Genomic DNA, 16768 nt, shown 5'->3' with positions numbered 1-16768 from the left:
GGTCGCCGTGAACCTAGCCGGGGGAACACACGGCTGAACAGACCTAGTTGGGCCGCTCCATCAGCACAGAATCCAGCCGGAATCAACGGATCCGGCCCCCACGCTCCCCTTTACATACACGCAGCGGTTGATCGCGTGGGCGCCGACGGGTCCGGCGTACTGGGTGAATTGCCCCGAATCGCGCACCGGGTAGCCGCCGCGCGGCTGGATGCTCACCGACATCGGACGCCGCACACCGGGACGGTGGGCGACCGCCACGGCGCAGGCGCGGTCGCGGGTCTTGTACACGCGCACCTCACCCGTGGAGAACGGCAGCGTCCGCACCAGCTGCCCCGCACAGCCCCCGGCCGCCGCCTGCGCGGGCTGCGCGGCCAGCAGCCCGGCCGCGCCGAGCCACAGTGCCGCCGCACACATCCCCAGCCGGGCAGCCCACCGGCCGGTTCCGTTCCGCGCCTTCATCACCAGGTCCCCCATCGGTCGTACGTACCACGTGCGTACGCACGTACGACGCCCGATGCCCCCGAAAGGTTGCCGCGGACGGGAGAACTCAGGGGGCCGGGACCGCCGCCGCGCACCCCAGCCCGTGGTCGAAGACCGACTCCCGGGGGCGGACCAGGGTGGCGACCGCGATGGACTGGAGGTGGGTGGTGCGCACGGCGGGCTGGTTGGCCTCGCCGAAGATGCCGCCCGTGGCGCCCGTGCCGCCGTTGTACGGGAGCACCGGCAGGCAGCCGATGTGCGAATCGTTGACCTTCAGCATGCCGCCGTTGACCACCTCCTCGCAGAACCGCTCCACGACCCGCTCGTCCCGGGTCCACAGGGAGTTGCGCAGTCCGTAGCGGTTGGCGTTGAGGAAGCCGATGGCCTCGCCGAGGCCGGCCGGCGCCTCGGGCACGACCACGCACAGCAGCGGGAAGAAGGTCTCCTCGCGGAAGGCGCGCAGCCGGGCCGCGGCGGCCAGCCCGTCCACCCGCACGACCGCCGGGCGGATGAACGGCCCCTGCGCCGCGGGCACGTCGTCCACGTCCACGAACTCCCCGCCGCACAGCAGTTCCCCGCCGGCCGCCAGCACCTCGTCGAGGAACTCGGTGAACTCCGCCCGCTTGACCACCGGGCTCAGCACGGTGTCCGGATCCTCCGGCGGCCCCGGCCGGATCTCCCGCACCCGCTCCACCACCTCCTTCAGCAGCCGGTCGGCGACCTCGGGGTGGACGATGGCGAACTTCGGGGTCATGCAGATCTGCCCGGAGCCGTAGTACCGCTCGCACAGGGCCCGCGCGGCCAGATCGGCCTCCGCGTCGTGCCACACCAGTACGCCGTCGTTGCCGGACAGCTCCAGTACGGGTTTCTTCCCGGCGGCCACGCACTCCCGCTCCAGCTTGAGGCCCTGCTCGGAGCCGCCGAAGAAGACGAGGTCGTCGCAGTCGGGGCTGTCCAGCCACTGGCGCACCGCGGCGCGGGCGTGCGTGGAGACCACGTTCAGGGTGCCGGGCGGGGCGCCGAGCCGCTCCAGGAGCGGGGCCACGATCTCCCGGTAGACGAAGCTGACGCCCAGCGGGGCGGTCGGCGGCGCGTTGACGACCAGGCTGTTGCCGGCGGCGAGCGCCATCGCCCCGTAGAAGGAGTTCGAGGTGGGGGCGTTGCGCGGCGGGCTCAGGCACACCACCCCGTCCGGCTTGCGCACCATGCGGATCCGCCGGCCCGCCGCGGTCCGCTCGGGCTCCCGCAGCCGCCCGGTGAAGTCGGCGACGGAGTCCGGGTGGAAGGAGGCGGCCACCGAGGCGAGCTCCCAGGCGGCCAGCCGGACGGGATGCCCCTCGGCGACCAGCAGTCCGGCCAGTTCCGCGCGCCGCTCGACGACGGCCCGGTGGACCCCGTGCAGCAGCTCCAGCCGGTCGGCGAGCGGGACCCGGGCCCACGCGGGCTGGGCGGCACGGGCGGCGGCCAGCGCGCGCAGGCCCTGCTCCGGGGTGGACATGGCGACGCGGCCGGCCAGCAGGCGCTCGTCGTGGGGCAGGTCCTCGCCGCGTTCCAGCCGGGCCTTGAGCCCGAGCACCTCGAACGGCTCGCGCAGGAGTTGACCCACCCGGGGCCAGTAGACCCAACGGGTGCCGGGTTCGGCCACGCCGTTGACCCATACCTCGTAAGAGTGCATCCACAACTTCCTAGCCGGAGAACGGGAGTTCACGATCAAGAAGGAGATTACGGTAGGTGAGCGCAAGACCCCGCACCGTAGCCGTGAAAGGCAACTGAAATGACGAACGACCTGCTCGACCGCAAGCTGGACCGCGCCTTCACGCACCTGGACGTCAACGAGGACCGGGTGATCGACGAGCACGACATCATCGGGCTCGGTTCCCGCCTGCTGTCGGCCCTCGGCGAGCCGGCCACCTCCCCCAAGGCGACCCAGGTGATGGGCGGGCTCGTAGACTTCTGGCAGGAGCTCTTCACCGAGCTGGACCTGGACCGGGACGGCAAGGTCACGCCGGAGGAGTACAAGCAGGGCATGACCCGCCTCTACTCCGAGGACGGCGGCCAGGCGTACGACAAGTCGTTCCGGCCGATGGTCCAGGCGATGCTCCTGGTCGCCGACTCGGACGGCGACGGGCGCATCAGCGCCGAGGAGTTCCACAAGGCCCAGCTCGCCTTCGACACGAAGCTGGGCCGCGAGGACGCCGACGCGCTCTTCGCCCGGATCGACCTGAACCACGACGGGTTCCTGTCGGTGGACGAACTCCTCGGTGCGGTGCGCGAGTACTACACCGGCACCGAGGAGGACGCCCCCGGGAACCTGCTGTTCGGCGAGCTCTGAGCCCTCGGCCGTTCCCCGGGCCGCTCAGGCCGCGGCGGCCGGCTCGTCCTCTCCGACGAAGGTGCGCCACAGCTCCGCGTACCGGCCGCCGCGGGCCAGCAGTTCGGCGTGGGTGCCGTCCTCCGCCACCCGGCCGCGGGCCATGACCACGACCCGGTCGGCGCGTGCGGCGGTCGTCAGCCGGTGCGCCACCACCAGGGTGGTGCGCTTGCCGGCGAGCCGGTCGGTGGCCTGGTTGACCAGGGCCTCGGTGGCCAGGTCGAGGGCGGCGGTGGCCTCGTCGAGCAGCAGCACGTCGGGGTCGACGAGCTCGGCGCGGGCCAGCGCGATCAGCTGGCGCTGGCCCGCCGAGAGGTTGCGGCCGCGTTCGGTGACCGTGTGCAGGTAGCCGCCGTCGAGGGTGGCGATCATCCCGTGGGCGCCGACCGCGTGCGCGGCGGCCTCCACCTCGGCGTCGCTGGCCCCGGGCCGGCCGTAGGCGATGGCGTCGCGGACCGTCCCCGGGAAGAGGTACGGCTCCTGCGGGACCACCCCCAGCCGGTGGCGGTAGCCCGTCAGGTCCAGCTCGCGCAGGTCCACCCCGTCGGCGGTGACCCGGCCGGAGGTCGGATCGTAGAACCGGGCCACCATCTTGACCAGCGTGGACTTTCCGGCGCCGGTCTCGCCGACGAAGGCTACGGTCTGCCCGGCGGGGATGCGCAGGTCGATTCCGGCCAGGGCCGGCTCCTTCTCCCCGCGCTCCTCGGCGGTGCCGTACCCGAAGTGGACCCCCTCGAAGGCGATCTCGCCGCGCAGCCCGGGCACCGCACGGGGCTCGGCCGGGCGGGGGGTGCTGGTGGGCTCGCGCAGCAGGCCCTGGATCCGGCCGAGGGAGACGGTGGCCTGCTGGTAGCCGTCGAATACCTGGGAGAGCTGCTGCACCGGGGCGAAGAACAGGTCGATGTAGAGCAGGTACGCGACCAGCGCGCCGGTGGTGAGCGTGCCGGCCTCCACCCGGTTCGCACCGACGATCAGCACGGAGGCCGCGGCCCCGGAGGACAGCAGCTGCACGAAGGGGAAGTAGACGGATATCAGCCACTGCCCGCGGACCCGGGCCTGCCGGTAGGAGTCGCTGCGCTCGGCGAACCGGGCGGCTCCCGCACGCTGGCGGCGGAAGGCCTGGACGATGCGCAGCCCGGCCACGGACTCCTGGAGGTCGGCGTTGACCAGGCCGACCCGGTCCCGGGCGAGCTCGTACGCGGCCACCGACCTGCGGCGGAAGACGATCGTGCCGAGGATCAGCAGGGGCAGGGTGGCGAAGACGATCAGGGCGAGCCCGACGTCGAGCACGACCAGCGCGATCAGGATCCCGAAGAAGGTGAAGACGGAGACGACGGCGGTGACGAGCCCGGTCTGCAGGAAACTGGACAGGGCGTCCACGTCGGTGGTCATCCGGGTCATGATCTTGCCGGTCAGCTCGCGCTCGTAGTAGTCGAGGCCGAGGCGCTGGAGCTGCGCGAAGATCTTGACGCGCAGGGCGTAGAGCACGCGCTCGCCGGTACGGCCGGTCATCCGGGTCTCGGCGAACTGCGCGGCCCACTGGACCACGACCACGCCCAGTGCGAGCAGGGACGCCACCCAGACGGCGCCGAGGGCGGCCGCTTCGACTCCCTCGTCGATGCCGTTCCGGATCAGGATCGGCAGCAGCAGCCCGGAGCCCGCGTCGAGGGCGACGAGGCCGAGGGATATCGCGAGCGGAGCCCAGAACCCGCGCAGCAGGCGGCGCAGGTTGTAGCTGTCCTCGGCGGACTCGGCGCGGGTCTCGTCCACGTCGGGGGTGTCGTCGGCGGGCGGCAGCGCGGCCACCTGCGCGAGCAGTTCGGGGGTGGCGGGCATGCCGGCGGGGGCGGTGGTCTTCTCGTCCGCCTCCTCCTGGCGCTGCCAGAGCTCGGGGGTGATCCCGCCGGCCACCCGGCGCTTGGCGTTGACGGGCTCGGAGTCGATCTCGGCCTCGAGCTCGATGCCCCGCTCGATGTCGCGGTCGAGCTCCCGCTCGAACTCGCCCATCGCCGGCGCCTCGGGCGTGCGCGGCGAGCCGGCGCCCAGCGCGTCCGGGTCGGTCAGCAGCCGCCGGTAGAGGGCGGAGCGGCGCTCCAGCTCCTCGTGCGTGCCGATGTCGGAGAGCCGCCCCTGGTCCAGCACGGCGATCCGGTCGGCGAGCGCGAGCGTGGAGCGGCGGTGCGCGATGAGCAGGGTGGTGCGGCCGGCCATGACGGCCCGCAGCGCCTCGTGGATCTCGTGCTCGACGCGGGCGTCGACGGCAGAGGTCGCGTCGTCCAGGAGCAGTAGGCGGGGGTCGGTGAGGATGGCGCGGGCGAGCGCGATGCGCTGGCGCTGGCCGCCGGAGAGGGTCAGGCCCTGCTCGCCGACCTTGGTGTCGTACCCGGCGGGAAGGGCGGTGATGAACCCTTCGGCCTGGGCTGCGCGGGCGGCGGCCAGGACCTCTTCGTCGGTGGCGCCGGGGTGTCCGTAGGCGATGTTGGCGCGGATGGTGTCGGAGAAGAGGAAGGAGTCCTCGGGGACCAGCCCGATCGCGTCGCGCAGGGAGTCGTAGGTCAGCTCGCGCACGTCGTGGCCGCCGACCCGGACGGCGCCGCGGTCGGCGTCGTAGAAGCGCGGCAGGAGCAGCGAAACGGTGGACTTGCCGCTGCCGGAGGAGCCGACGAGGGCGACGGTCTCGCCTTCGGCGATCGAGAGGCTGAACCCGTCGAGCACGGGCCGCTCCGGGTCGTACCCGAAGCGCACGTCCTCGAACTCGACGGTGGCGGGCGCGTCGGCGGGAAGCTCGCCGCTCCCCTCCCGGATCACCGGCTCGGTGTCGATGAGCTCGAAGACCCGTTCCACGCCGGCCCGGGCCTGCTGGCCCACGGTGAGCACCATGGCGAGCATGCGGACGGGTCCGACGAGCTGGGCGAGGTAGGTCGAGAAGGCGACGAAGGTACCGAGGGTCACCTGCCCCTTGGTGGCCATCCAGCCGCCGAGGGCCAGCATGGCGACCTGCCCGAGGGCGGGGACGGCCTGCAGGGCGGGGGTGTAGCGGGAGTTCAGCCGGATGCCGCGCATCCGCCCGGCGAACAGCCGCCGGCCGGCGTCGCGGAGCTTGCCGGTCTCCTGGTCCTCCTGGCCGAAGCCCTTGACCACGCGGACGCCGGTGACGGCCCCGTCGACGACGGTGGCGACGGCGGCGGCCTGGCTCTGGGCGTACCAGGTGGCGGGGAAGAGCTTCTTGCGGCTGCGCTTGGCGATGAACCAGAGGGCGGGGGCCATGAGCAGTGCGACGAGGGTCAGCAGCGGCGAGAGCCACAGCATGATCCCCAGGGATATCCCGAAGAGCAGGAAGTTCCCGATGGTCATGGGCAGCATGAAGAGCAGGCCCTGGATGAGCTGCAGGTCGCTGGTCGCCCGTCCGACGACCTGTCCGGTGGACAGCTCGTCCTGGCGGCGCCCGTCGAGCCGGGCGATGGTGTCGTACATGTCGGTGCGCAGGTCGTGCTGCACGTCGAGGGCGAGGCGGCCGCCGTAGTACCGGCGTATGTAGGTGAGCACGTACACGAGCACGGCCGCGCCTATGAGCATCCCGGCCCAGGGCCCCATGGGCTTGGTCTTGCCCCCGATGACGTCGTCGAGGATCACCTTGGTGACCAGCGGCACGAGCGCCATGACGGCCATGCCGCCGAGCGAGGAGCCGAGCGCGAGCAGCACATTGACCTTGTAGCGCCAGGTGTAGGCGGCGAGCCGCCTCCCCCACCCCTGTTTGTCCCCAGCCGCCGTTCCCGTCGCCGTGGCCACGTACTGCCTCCCCGTTCGTCCTGCCCTACCGCAAGCGCCAACGCTCCGACCGGCGGATTTCATCCCGCCGCAACAATCGAACGGGTTTACGCGCAGCTGGGCGAGGCGGCCGTGGCCATCCGGGGTAGATGGTTCCGGGGCGCGCGAACTCAGCGGCGGTAGGCGGCCTTGTCCAGCAGAAGGTCGAAGTCGCCGCGCTCCCCCATGGCCACGAGCTCGTCCAGCGCCCGCAGCCTCTGGAGCCGGCGCTCGGCCTCGGCCCGGACTTCGTCGTCGTCTTCCACATGCGCCTCCTACGGGGCGTCGAACTCGTACTCCAGGACGTACGCGGAGGCGTCGAGGACCATCTCGTTGACCTCGACGACCCGGCCGTCGGCGGCGAAGGCGGTACGGACGACCAGCACGACGGGGGTCCCGGCGGCCAGCCCGAGGCTCGCGGCCTCCTCCGTGTTGGGCATCCGCGAGCGGACCTCCTCGCGGAAGCGGGCGGGCTTGTGGCCGAGCTCGGCGAGGCGGGCGTAGATGCCGCCGGGGCCGGTGTCCGGCTCCGTGATGGGAGTGCCCGCCACGAGGGCGGCGTCGAGGTAGGAGGTCGCGTGCATGACGGGCTTGCCGTCGAGGAGGAACCTGCGGCGGCGGACGCAGGCCGCTGAGCCGCTCGGGAGCCCGAGCACGGCGGCGACCGCGTCGGGCGCCGGTTCCTCGGAAACCCCGAGGAACTCGACCTCGGGGTCATGCCCCCTACCTTCTGCGGCCCAGATGGACCCTCCCGCGCCCCAGACCTCGACGGCCAGCCGTTGGATGCCTCTCCGCCGGATCCCGACCCGGAATTCACGTACGAAGACCCCGGCACCCTTGCGCGCCTCGGCCAGCCCTTCGGCCTGCAGAACGCCGAATGCCTGCCTGGCCGTCATCCGGGCGACGCCGTAAGTGGCCATGAGGTCGCTCTCGCCGGGCAGACGGTCGCCGGGCCCGTACTCGCCTGCTGCGATGGCGTCCTTCAGCGCGGCGGCAATGCGCAGGTACTTGGGCTGCCGTGCGGCGCCGTTACTCGGCATGCGGTCCTCCCCGATCATCTGCCGACAGCCTAGGGGCGCATCGGAACCGGAGATGCCGCCTGCCCGTACAACACACGCCAGCATCGAACATATCTAGATACCCCTTGACCGGGATCACGGAGGCCGCTTCACTTTTCTTAGGTATCTAGATAGGTGAGGCCTCATGACATTGCCCTGCACCGACGAGATGTTCTGGATCGTTCCCCGCAGCCTCCGCGCGCCCGGCCGGGCCCGAGCACTCGTGCGCAAGCAACTCACCGAATGGGGCGTAGACCCGGAGCCCGCCGAAACGGCGGAGCTGCTGCTCTCCGAGCTGGTCACCAACGCCGTACGGCACGCCCGTGCCCCGCAGGGCCGGGACATCGGGGTCCGGATCGCCCGGTACGACGGGGTGCTGCGCGTGGAGGTGGCCGATGCAGGAGACCCCGTCGAGCTGACCCCGCGGGCCGCCACCGCGTGGGACGAGTCGGGCCGCGGGCTCACCATCGTCGCCGCGCTCGCCGTGCGGTGGGGGCAGTGCCCCCGGCGGCACGGGATCGGGAAGGCCGTGTGGGCCGAGGTCAGAGGTGGGTCGGGGCGAACATCTTGAGGGTGGTCGGGAGGACCAGGACCGAGGGGCCCGGGGTGGACAGGGACTTCTTCAGGTCCTCGCGGAGGGACTGCGGGGTGGTGGTGGCCGCCGGGATGCCGAAGGAGGCGGCCAGGGCCACGAAGTCGGGGCGGGTCAGGGTGGTGCCCGTCTCGCAGCCGTACTCGCGCAGGATGCCGTAGCCGCCGTCGTCCACGATCAGCCAGGTGACGTCCAGGTCGTGCTGGCGGGCGGTGGCCAGGTCCGCGATCGAGTACATCGCGCCGCCGTCGCCGGAGACCGCGAGGACCGGGGTGTCCGGCTCCGCCACGGCCGCGCCGAGTGCCGCCGGGAAGGCGTAGCCGAGGCCGCCCGCGCCCTGGGCCGAGTGCATGGTGTTCGGGTGCTTGGCGTCGAAGGCGGACCAGGCCCAGTAGGACAGGATCGTCATGTCCCAGAAGGACGGGGAGCGGGGCGGGAGCGCCGACCTGATCGAGGTCAGGAGCTGCTGCTCCAGGGTCAGGTCCTGGGCGGCCAGGCGGGCCGCGATGTCGGCGAGGAGCAGACGCACGCGCTCCGGCGCACCGGGGTCCTCGCGCTCGGCGACCGTTTCGAGGAGGGCCTGCAGGGCGAGCCGGGCGTCCGCGTGGATGCCGAGGGCCGCGTGGTTGGACTCCAGCTTGCCCAGGTCCGCCTCGATCTGGACGACCCGGCCCTCCGGGAAGAACGTGTGGTAGTTCGAGGACAGTTCGCCCAGGCCCGAGCCGACCACCAGCAGGACGTCCGCGTCCTCCAGGAAGTCCGTCATGTGGCGGTCCTCCAGCCAGGACTGGAGGGAGAGCGGGTGGGTCCAGGGGAAGGCGCCCTTGCCGCCGAAGGTGGTGACGACGGGGGCGTTGAGTCGTTCCGCCAGCTGCTTGAGCTTGCCGGCCGCGTCCGAGCGGATGACTCCGCCGCCCGCGATGATCACCGGACGTTCGGCGTTCTCCAGCCAGTGCGCGGCCAGCGCCGTGAGCTCCGGGCGCGGGGCCAGCTCGTGCGGGGTCGCGTCCATGCCCGTGACCTGGGGGATGACGGTCTCCGCGCGCAGCACGTCCTCGGGGATCTCCACCCACACCGGGCCGTGCGGGGCGCTCAGCGCCGATTCCCAGGCCTCCGCGATGACCGAGGGGATCTGGGAGGGGGTCCGGGCCGTGTGGACGGACTTGACCACGTCGCGGAAGGAGGCCGCCTGGTCCCGCAGCTCGTGCAGGTGGCCGCGCCGGCCGCCGCCCAGGCCCGGGGTCGGGACCTGGGAGGAGATCGCCAGGACGGGGGCGGAGGCCGCCGCCGCCTCGGCGAGGGCGGGCAGCGCCATGAGCGCGCCCGGGCCGGTGGACAGGAGGAGCGGGACCGCCTCGCCCGTCATCCGGCCGTACGCGTCGGCCGCGAAGGCCGCGTTGTTCTCCGTACGCAGTCCCACGAGGCGGAGGTCGGAGCGGCCGACGGCGTCGAAGAGGGCGAGGGCGTGCTGGCCCGGCAGTCCGAAGACGGTGGTGGCGCCGAACGAGCGCAGCGTCTCCACGACCAGGTCCCCGCCCGTCCGCCCCGGTGGCGGCGCGAGCGCGGCCGCCTTCTGGGCTTCGGTGGGACGGAGTACCAGGTCGTGGTCGTGCGTCACTTCTTCTACTTGCCCTTCGCCTGCGCGATCTGACGGCTCATGATCGTGGTCAGCTCGTACGCGGTGTGCGAGGCCGCGACCGAGGTGATCTCCGCGTGATCGTACGCCGGGGCGACCTCGACCACGTCGGCGGAAACGAGGTTGCAGGAGGACAGCCCGCGGATGATCTCCAGCAGCTCGCGGGAGGTCATGCCGCCGGCCTCCGGCGTGCCCGTGCCGGGCGCGTGCGCCGGGTCCAGCACGTCGATGTCGATCGAGATGTAGAGGGGACGGTCGCCGATGCGCTGGCGCAGCTGGTCGGCGACCTCGTCGGCGCCGCGGCGGTAGACGTCGGCCGAGGTGACGATGCCGAAGCCCATCTTGGCGTCGTCGTCCAGGTCCTGCTTGCCGTACAGCGGGCCGCGCGTGCCGACGTGGGACAGCGCCTCGGTGTCGAGGATGCCCTCCTCCACGGCGCGGCGGAACGGCGTGCCGTGCGTGTACTCGGCGCCGAAGTAGGTGTCCCAGGTGTCCAGGTGGGCGTCGAAGTGCAGGAGCGCGACCGGGCCGTGCTTCTTGGCCACCGAGCGCAGGAGGGGGAGCGCGATGGTGTGGTCGCCGCCGAGGGTCATCAGGCGGGAGCCGTTGCCGATCAGCTCGTCGGCCGCGGCCTCGATCGTGTCGACGGCCTCGTTGATGTTGAAGGGGTTCGCGGCGATGTCACCGGCGTCGGCGACCTGGGCGAGCGCGAACGGGGAGGCGTCCTGCGCCGGGTTGTACGGGCGCAGCAGGCGCGAGGCCTCGCGGATGGCGTTGCCGCCGAAGCGGGCGCCGGGGCGGTAGGAGACACCGGAGTCGAACGGCACGCCGACGACGGCCACGTCCGCCTTGCCGCCGACCTCGTCCAGGCGGGGCAGCCGGGCGAAGGTGGCGGGGCCCGCGTAGCGCGGGATGCGGGAGGAGTCGACGGGTCCGCGCGGCTGCGTGCTCATGGGGGTGCCTTCCGGGGAGGTGTGCGGTGCGGTCCTTCGAGCGTAAACGGACACTCCGGGAGTACGGAGTGTACGTTTCATCCACCACGCCGCCCCGATGTGTACGGAGTATCCATGGAGGCCCCTCCCACCCCGCCGGTGCCGCTGGGCAGGCTCCTCGCCGACCGCGAGCTGGGGCTGCGCCACCTGGCCGGCCCCGCCGAGGGCGAGGTGCACGGCGTCCACGCCTCCGAGATGGCGGACCCCTCCCCGTATCTGCTGGGCGGCGAACTCCTCCTGACGGCGGGCGCGGGCCTCGGCCTCGCGGGCGCGGACCCGGCGGGGGGAGGACCGGGCGGGGCGGAGAGCGGCGGTCCGGCGCCCGGCGGGGCCGAACGCGGTGGCGCGGAGCAAGGTGACACCGGTGCCGGGCCGTACGTGGCCCGGCTGGTCCGGGCCGGGGTCGGCGCCCTCGGCTTCGGGGTGACCCCGGTGCACGAGACCGTGCCGGGTTCCCTCGTCGAGGCCTGCGACCGGTTCGGGCTGCCCCTGGTCGAGGTGCCGCCCGGGACCCCGTTCACGGCGGTCGGCCGGAGCGTCTGGCGGCTGATGGCGCGGGCCCGCACAGCGGAGCTCCGCCGGGTCACCGAAGCCCAGCAGTCCCTGGCGGCGGCCGCCGCCCGCCCGGACCCGGTCCCGGCGGTCCTGCGCCGCCTGGCCACCACCCTGGGCGGCTGGGCCGCCCTCCTGCCCACACCCCCGCCGGAGCCCGCGGAAGCGGGGACCCCGGGGGCGGGGGCCGGGGCCGTTGCACCCGCCCCCGGCGCCCCCGCCCCCGGCGCCTCCGCCGGTTCCGTGCCCGGTGGCGGGGTGCTCGACGCGGTCGGGGGGCTCGTCCGGCGGGTGGCGGCCGGGGGCGCCGCCACCGCGACGGGGGCGCACGGCGGGGTCCACCTCGGCGTCCACGCCCTCGGCGACGGGTGGGTCCTCGTGCTCGCGACCCCGGCGCGGGCTCCCGGGGACCACACCATCGCCTCGGTGGCGGCCGTCCTGCTGACGCTGCTCACCGCCCACCGCCCGGCCGGGGCGGAGGCGGCCCTGACCGGGCTGCTGCTCGGCGGGGATCCGGGCGGGGCGCTGGGCCCCGGGCCCTGGTACGCCGTCCACGCCCGCGGCTCCGGGGACCCGCGGGCCCTGGCGGCCGCGCTGGGCACCGTACTGCTGGACCCGCGCGAGGACCGCGTACGCCTGCTCACCGACCGGGATCCCGCCCCGCAGCCCGGCTGGCGGCTCGGGGTGAGCGCCCCGGCCGGGCCCGGGGGGCTGCCCGGCGCCGACGCGCAGGCCGGGCGGGCCCTGGAGCGCGCCGAGGCGGCCCGTACCCCGCTGGCCCGGCACCGGGACCCCGGCTTCGCGGGCCTCATCGGCGAAGCCGAGGCCCGCGCCCACGCCGAGGCCCTGCTCGGCCCCCTCTCCCCCGCCCTGCGGGACACCCTGCGCGCCTGGCTGGCCCACCACGGCAGCTGGGACCGCACCGCGGCCGCCCTCGGCGTCCACCGCAACACCGTCCGCCAGCGCATCGCCCGCGCCGCCGGCCTGCTGGGCTCCGACCTGGACGACCCGGACGCCCGGATGGAGCTGTGGTTCGCCCTCCGGCACGCCGGACCGGCCGCACGCATCTGAAGGGCGAGTCGCGGTGCGCCACCGCCGGGGCCACGCTTGGGACATGAACCCGCCGGACAGCTCCCCGGAGCCACAGGGCTGGGGACCGCGCCCGCCCGAGGGCCCGCCGCCCCGGGGCGCACCCCCGCAGCCAGCACCACCCTCGCACCCCTACGCGCCCCGGCCGCCCGCACGAAGGCGTCGCCGCTGGCCGTGGGTGGTGCTCGGCCTGGTCCTGCTGCTGCTCGGCGGGTGCGCCGCCCTCTTCGCCGTCTTCGTCAACGAGGTGGCCGAGGAAGCCGGACCGCCCGCCCGCATCACCTACGCGGCGACCGGAACCGCCCCGCGCGCGACCGTCTCCTACTCGACCTGGCGCGACGGGAGGGCCTCCTCCAGCCAGATCGGTGACCAGCCCCTGCCCTGGACCAAGGCGATCACCACGAAGGGCTTCGCCAAAGGCGGCTCGCTCGTCGTCACGCTCGGCGCCGACGGCGGCACGGCCACCTGCTCGGTGACGGTGGACGACTCCCCGCCGGTCACGGCGACGGCCAGCGGCCCCTTCGCCTCCGCGGTCTGCGAGGGGTTCTGACGCAGTGCCCCACCTCACTCTGGACAGGAGAGACAACTCGCCGGTAACTTAATCTGAGCAAGCGCTTAGGCATTAAGCGGCGGACCGCCGCGACCGAAGGGAGCCGGCCGTGCGCCGTACCGTTTTTGACGAGGACCACGAGGCGTTCCGCGAGACCATTCGCGCCTTCATCGAGGCCGAGGTCGTCCCGGTCTACGACGAGTGGTTCGCGGCCGGCCAGGCCCCGCGCGAGTTCTACTACAAGCTCGGCGAGCTGGGCGTCTTCGGCATCAACGTCCCCGAGGAGTTCGGCGGCGCGGGCCTGGACACCCACAAGTTCGAGGCCGTCCTCTACGAAGAGACCTCCCGTGCGGGCGTCAACTTCGGCGGCTCCGGCGTGCACGTGCTGCTCGCCCTGCCCTACATCAAGATGCTGGCCGACGACGAGCAGAAGAAGCGCTACCTGCCGAAGTTCGTCACCGGCGAGGAGATGTGGGCGCTCGCCATGACCGAGCCGGGCACCGGCTCCGACGTCGCGGGCATGAAGACCACCGCCAAGCTCTCCGAGGACGGCACGCACTACGTCCTCAACGGCTCCAAGACCTTCATCACGGGCGGCGTGCACGCCGACCGCGTGATCGTCTGCGCCCGCACCTCCGCCCCGCGCGAGGACGACCGCCGCTTCGGCATCTCCCTCTTCGCCGTGGACACCAAGTCCGAGGGCTACTCCATCGGCCGCAAGCTGGACAAGCTCGGCCTGCGCACCTCCGACACCGCCGAGCTGGCGTTCGTCGACGTGAAGGTCCCGGTCGAGGACCTGATGGGCGAGGAGAACAAGGGCTTCCACTACCTCGGCGCCAACCTGCCCTCCGAGCGCTGGGGCATCGCCTTCGGCGCGTACGCGCAGGCCAAGGCCGCCATCCGGTTCGCCCAGCAGTACGTGACGGACCGCACCGTCTTCGGGAAGCCCGTCGCGCACTTCCAGAACACCAAGTTCGAACTGGCCGCCTGCCAGGCCGAGGTGGACGCCGCCGAGGCCGTCGCCGACCGCGCCCTGGAAGCCCTGGACGCCGGTGAGCTCACCCCCGCCGAGGCCGCGTCCGCGAAGCTGTTCTGCACCGAGGTCGCGCACCGCGTCATCGACAAGTGCCTCCAGCTGCACGGCGGCTACGGCTACATGAACGAGTACCCGATCGCCCGCCTGTACGCCGACAACCGCGTGAACCGCATCTACGGCGGCACCAGCGAGGTCATGAAGTCCATCATCGCCAAGTCCATGGGTCTGTAAGCAGCAGGCGACTTACGCTTACCCACCATGAACGAGGCACTGACGACCCTCCTCGAACTGCTCGACCTGGAGCAGATCGAGGAGAACATCTTCCGCGGTACCAGCCGTTCGGCGCTGGTACCGCGGGTCTTCGGCGGCCAGGTCGCGGCCCAGGCCCTGGTCGCGGCCGGCCGCACGGTGCCCGAGGACCGCACCGCGCACTCGCTGCACTCTTACTTCCTGCGCGCCGGGGACCCGGGCGCGCCGATCGTGTACTCGGTCGACCGGATCCGCGACGGCCGCTCCTTCACCACGCGCAGGGTCGTCGCCGTCCAGCACGGCCAGCCGATCTTCCACCTCTCGGCGTCCTTCCAGAAGTACGAGGAGGGGCTCGACCACCAGAGCACGATGCCCGGCGCACCCGATCCGGAGACCCTGCCGACGGCCGCCGAATCGCTCCCGCTCTACCGGGAGGTCTTCCGCGACCCCGGCACGGTGGAACGGCTCATCGACGCGCGCGGCGCGGTGGACCTGCGGTACGCGACGGTCCCGCCCTGGGGCAGCGTCGGCGAGCCGGTCGAGCCGCGCTCGCAGGTGTGGTTCCGTACCGCCGGCAAGCTGGAGAGCGACGACCCGCTCCTGCACACGTGCCTGGCCACGTACGTCTCCGACATGACCCTGCTCGACTCCGTCCTGCTCGCGCACGGGCGCGGCGGATGGGCGGTCGGCGACGTGGTCGGCGCCTCACTGGACCACGCGATGTGGTTCCACCGGCCGTTCCGCGCCGACGAATGGCTGCTCTACGACCAGGAGTCGCCCTCGGCGGCGGCCGGCCGGGGGCTGGGCCAGGCCCGGATCTGGACCCAGGACGGCCAGCTGGCCGTGACGGTCATCCAGGAGGGCGTGGTGCGCGTCCCGCGCGCTTAGCACGGCCGTCCGACGTACCGTCACACCATGTCCAGCAGCGGTGGAAGCGAAGACGAAAGCGTCGGGACGGTCCTGGTCGCCGTGGTCACGAACCTCGGCATCGCGGCGGCCAAGGCGGTCGGCGGGGTCATCAGCGGATCGAGCGCGATGCTCGCAGAGGCCGCGCACTCGGTGGCCGACACGGTGACCGAGGTGATGCTGCTGGCCGCGCTGAAGCGCAGTGCCAAGCCCGCGGACGAGGCGCACCCGCTCGGATACGGGCCGGAGCGGTACATCTGGGCGCTGCTGGCGTCGATCGCCACCTTCATCGGCGGTGCGGTGTTCGCGATCTACGACGGCATCCACACGCTGGTCCAGGGGGAGGACCCGGGGAACCCGACGGTTTCCTACGTCATCCTCGGCGTGGCCGCCCTCCTGGAGGGCTACTCGCTGCTGGTCGCCTGGCGGCAGGTCAAGGGCGAGGCCGCGCGGATGCGGGCCCCGCTGGGCCTGTACGTGAAACACACCCCGGACACGGCGGTGAAGGCCGTCCTGCTGGAGAACGTGGCCGCGCTGATCGGCCTGGCGCTGGCGGCGGGCGGTCTGCTGGGGGCGCAGCTCACCGGGTCCGGGGCGTACGACGGGGTGGCCTCGCTGCTGATCGGGCTGCTGCTGGTGTGGGTGGCGTGGGAGCTGGGGCGCTCGAACGCGCAGTACCTGATCGGGCGGCCGCTGCCGGCCGCGATGCGGGCCGAGGTGCGCGAGGAGCTGCTGTCCGTGCTGCACATCGAGGGCGTACTGGAGCTCACCACGCTGGTGCAGGGGCCGGACGAGGTGCTGATCGCGGCCAAGGTCGACTTCCACGACCTGGCGTCGGCGCGGCAGGTGGAGGCGGCGTGCGAGGAGGCGGAGGCGCAGCTGCGGGAGCGGTTCCCGGCGATCCGCCGGGTGTACCTGGACCCGACGCCCACCCAGGCCCCGCCGCCGGAACCCGCCCCCGGTGCCCCTACCCCTGCGGGCGGGCCTTGAGCTTGGCCCAGACCGCTTCGAGCGCGGCGATGTCCTCGTCGTCGAGCCGGTCGTCGAAGACCTCGGCCAGCGCCTCGCGGCGGGTGGCGTCGGCCTCCTCGAAGGCGCGGTGGCCGGCGTCGGTGAGGGCCACCCGGATCGAGCGGGCGTCGGTCGGGGACGGTATCCGCTCGACGAGGCCGCGGGCCCGGAGCGAGTCGGTGACGCGCGAGACCTGACTGCGGCTGAGCAGGGTCCTGGCCCCCAGCTCGGAGGGGGCGACCGGCTCGGGCCGGGACCGCAGCCACAGCATGACCTCGAACCAGGACAGCGGCAGGTCGTGGCGGCGGGTCAGGGCCTGGTCCACCCGGGCGGTGAGGGTGGTGCCCGCCCAGACGAGGCCGTAGAAGGCGTGGTCGCGGGGGGTGAGACCGCCCAGGGTGAGGTCGTTGTGCGCCATGCGCCCAGGGTACCTGTTTGC

At 73.0% G+C, this 16768-nt stretch carries 15 protein-coding genes; 7 read left to right on the top strand and 8 right to left on the bottom strand.

Annotation, left to right across the window (positions count from 1 at the left end; genetic code table 11):
* Nucleotides 1-60: 60 nt before the first annotated feature.
* Both OG904_RS19485 and OG904_RS19480 read right to left on the bottom strand, forming a co-directional pair.
* A complete protein-coding gene (locus OG904_RS19485; protein ID WP_405492653.1) occupies nt 61-474 on the bottom strand; it encodes a hypothetical protein in 414 nt (137 codons plus the stop codon).
* 73 nt (nt 475-547) lie between these two features.
* Nucleotides 548-2155, bottom strand: a complete 1608-nt coding sequence (locus OG904_RS19480) for an aldehyde dehydrogenase family protein (RefSeq protein WP_405492651.1) — start codon at nt 2153-2155, stop codon at nt 548-550.
* 99 nt (nt 2156-2254) lie between these two features.
* Between OG904_RS19480 and OG904_RS19475 the strand changes: the two genes are divergently transcribed.
* Nucleotides 2255-2812, top strand: coding sequence for an EF-hand domain-containing protein (locus tag OG904_RS19475; RefSeq protein ID WP_405492649.1), 558 nt, complete (start codon nt 2255-2257; stop codon nt 2810-2812).
* A gap of 24 nt (nt 2813-2836) precedes the next feature.
* Here OG904_RS19475 and OG904_RS19470 read toward each other — a convergent pair whose 3' ends face one another.
* From OG904_RS19470 to OG904_RS19460, 3 genes are all read right to left on the bottom strand, one after another.
* Nucleotides 2837-6640 (bottom strand): ABC transporter ATP-binding protein, encoded by a 3804-nt coding sequence (locus OG904_RS19470; protein ID WP_405492647.1) that lies wholly within the window; start codon nt 6638-6640, stop codon nt 2837-2839.
* Nucleotides 6641-6789: 149 nt separating this feature from the next.
* On the bottom strand, nt 6790-6924 hold the full coding sequence (locus tag OG904_RS19465) for a hypothetical protein (protein WP_405492645.1): 135 nt from the start codon (nt 6922-6924) through the stop codon (nt 6790-6792).
* A gap of 9 nt (nt 6925-6933) precedes the next feature.
* Nucleotides 6934-7698: a GntR family transcriptional regulator gene (locus OG904_RS19460; RefSeq protein WP_405492643.1), complete on the bottom strand. Its 765-nt coding sequence runs from the start codon at nt 7696-7698 to the stop codon at nt 6934-6936.
* 163 nt (nt 7699-7861) lie between these two features.
* Here OG904_RS19460 and OG904_RS19455 point away from each other — a divergent pair, with 163 nt between their 5' ends.
* On the top strand, nt 7862-8287 hold the full coding sequence (locus OG904_RS19455; RefSeq protein WP_405492641.1) for an ATP-binding protein: 426 nt from the start codon (nt 7862-7864) through the stop codon (nt 8285-8287).
* Here the strand turns inward: OG904_RS19455 and OG904_RS19450 are convergent.
* Both OG904_RS19450 and speB read right to left on the bottom strand, forming a co-directional pair.
* Nucleotides 8259-9926 (bottom strand): thiamine pyrophosphate-binding protein, encoded by a 1668-nt coding sequence (locus OG904_RS19450; RefSeq protein ID WP_405492639.1) that lies wholly within the window; start codon nt 9924-9926, stop codon nt 8259-8261. The two genes, OG904_RS19455 and OG904_RS19450, sit on opposite strands and share 29 nt — an antisense overlap.
* Nucleotides 9927-9931: 5 nt before the next feature.
* Entirely contained in the window at nt 9932-10897 is a 966-nt protein-coding gene (speB, locus tag OG904_RS19445) for an agmatinase (RefSeq protein ID WP_399266963.1), read from the bottom strand.
* Nucleotides 10898-11011: 114 nt separating this feature from the next.
* On the opposite strand from speB, the gene OG904_RS19440 reads away from it, so the two are divergent.
* The 5 genes from OG904_RS19440 to OG904_RS19420 all read left to right on the top strand — a co-directional run bounded on the left by OG904_RS19440 (nt 11012) and on the right by OG904_RS19420 (nt 16308).
* Nucleotides 11012-12559, top strand: a complete 1548-nt coding sequence (locus OG904_RS19440) for a helix-turn-helix domain-containing protein (RefSeq protein WP_405492636.1) — start codon at nt 11012-11014, stop codon at nt 12557-12559.
* A 43-nt stretch (nt 12560-12602) separates the two neighbouring features.
* Entirely contained in the window at nt 12603-13127 is a 525-nt protein-coding gene (locus tag OG904_RS19435; protein WP_405492634.1) for a hypothetical protein, read from the top strand.
* A gap of 109 nt (nt 13128-13236) precedes the next feature.
* The gene (locus tag OG904_RS19430; RefSeq protein ID WP_405492632.1) at nt 13237-14394 is read left to right on the top strand and encodes an acyl-CoA dehydrogenase family protein; all 1158 of its coding nucleotides are present in this window, start codon (nt 13237-13239) and stop codon (nt 14392-14394) included.
* 27 nt (nt 14395-14421) lie between these two features.
* Nucleotides 14422-15300: an acyl-CoA thioesterase II gene (gene tesB / locus OG904_RS19425; protein WP_405492630.1), complete on the top strand. Its 879-nt coding sequence runs from the start codon at nt 14422-14424 to the stop codon at nt 15298-15300.
* Nucleotides 15301-15327: 27 nt separating this feature from the next.
* Nucleotides 15328-16308, top strand: a complete 981-nt coding sequence (locus OG904_RS19420; protein ID WP_405492628.1) for a cation diffusion facilitator family transporter — start codon at nt 15328-15330, stop codon at nt 16306-16308.
* Here the strand turns inward: OG904_RS19420 and OG904_RS19415 are convergent.
* Nucleotides 16286-16747: a MarR family winged helix-turn-helix transcriptional regulator gene (locus OG904_RS19415; protein ID WP_405492626.1), complete on the bottom strand. Its 462-nt coding sequence runs from the start codon at nt 16745-16747 to the stop codon at nt 16286-16288. The two genes, OG904_RS19420 and OG904_RS19415, sit on opposite strands and share 23 nt — an antisense overlap.
* Nucleotides 16748-16768 lie beyond the last annotated feature (21 nt).

The organism is Streptomyces sp. NBC_00096 (assembly GCF_045041305.1).
Taxonomy (GTDB): Bacteria; Actinomycetota; Actinomycetes; order Streptomycetales; family Streptomycetaceae; genus Streptomyces.
The sequence above is the reverse complement of the archived record's forward strand: the minus strand, read 5'-3'. Positions and strand labels throughout refer to the sequence as shown.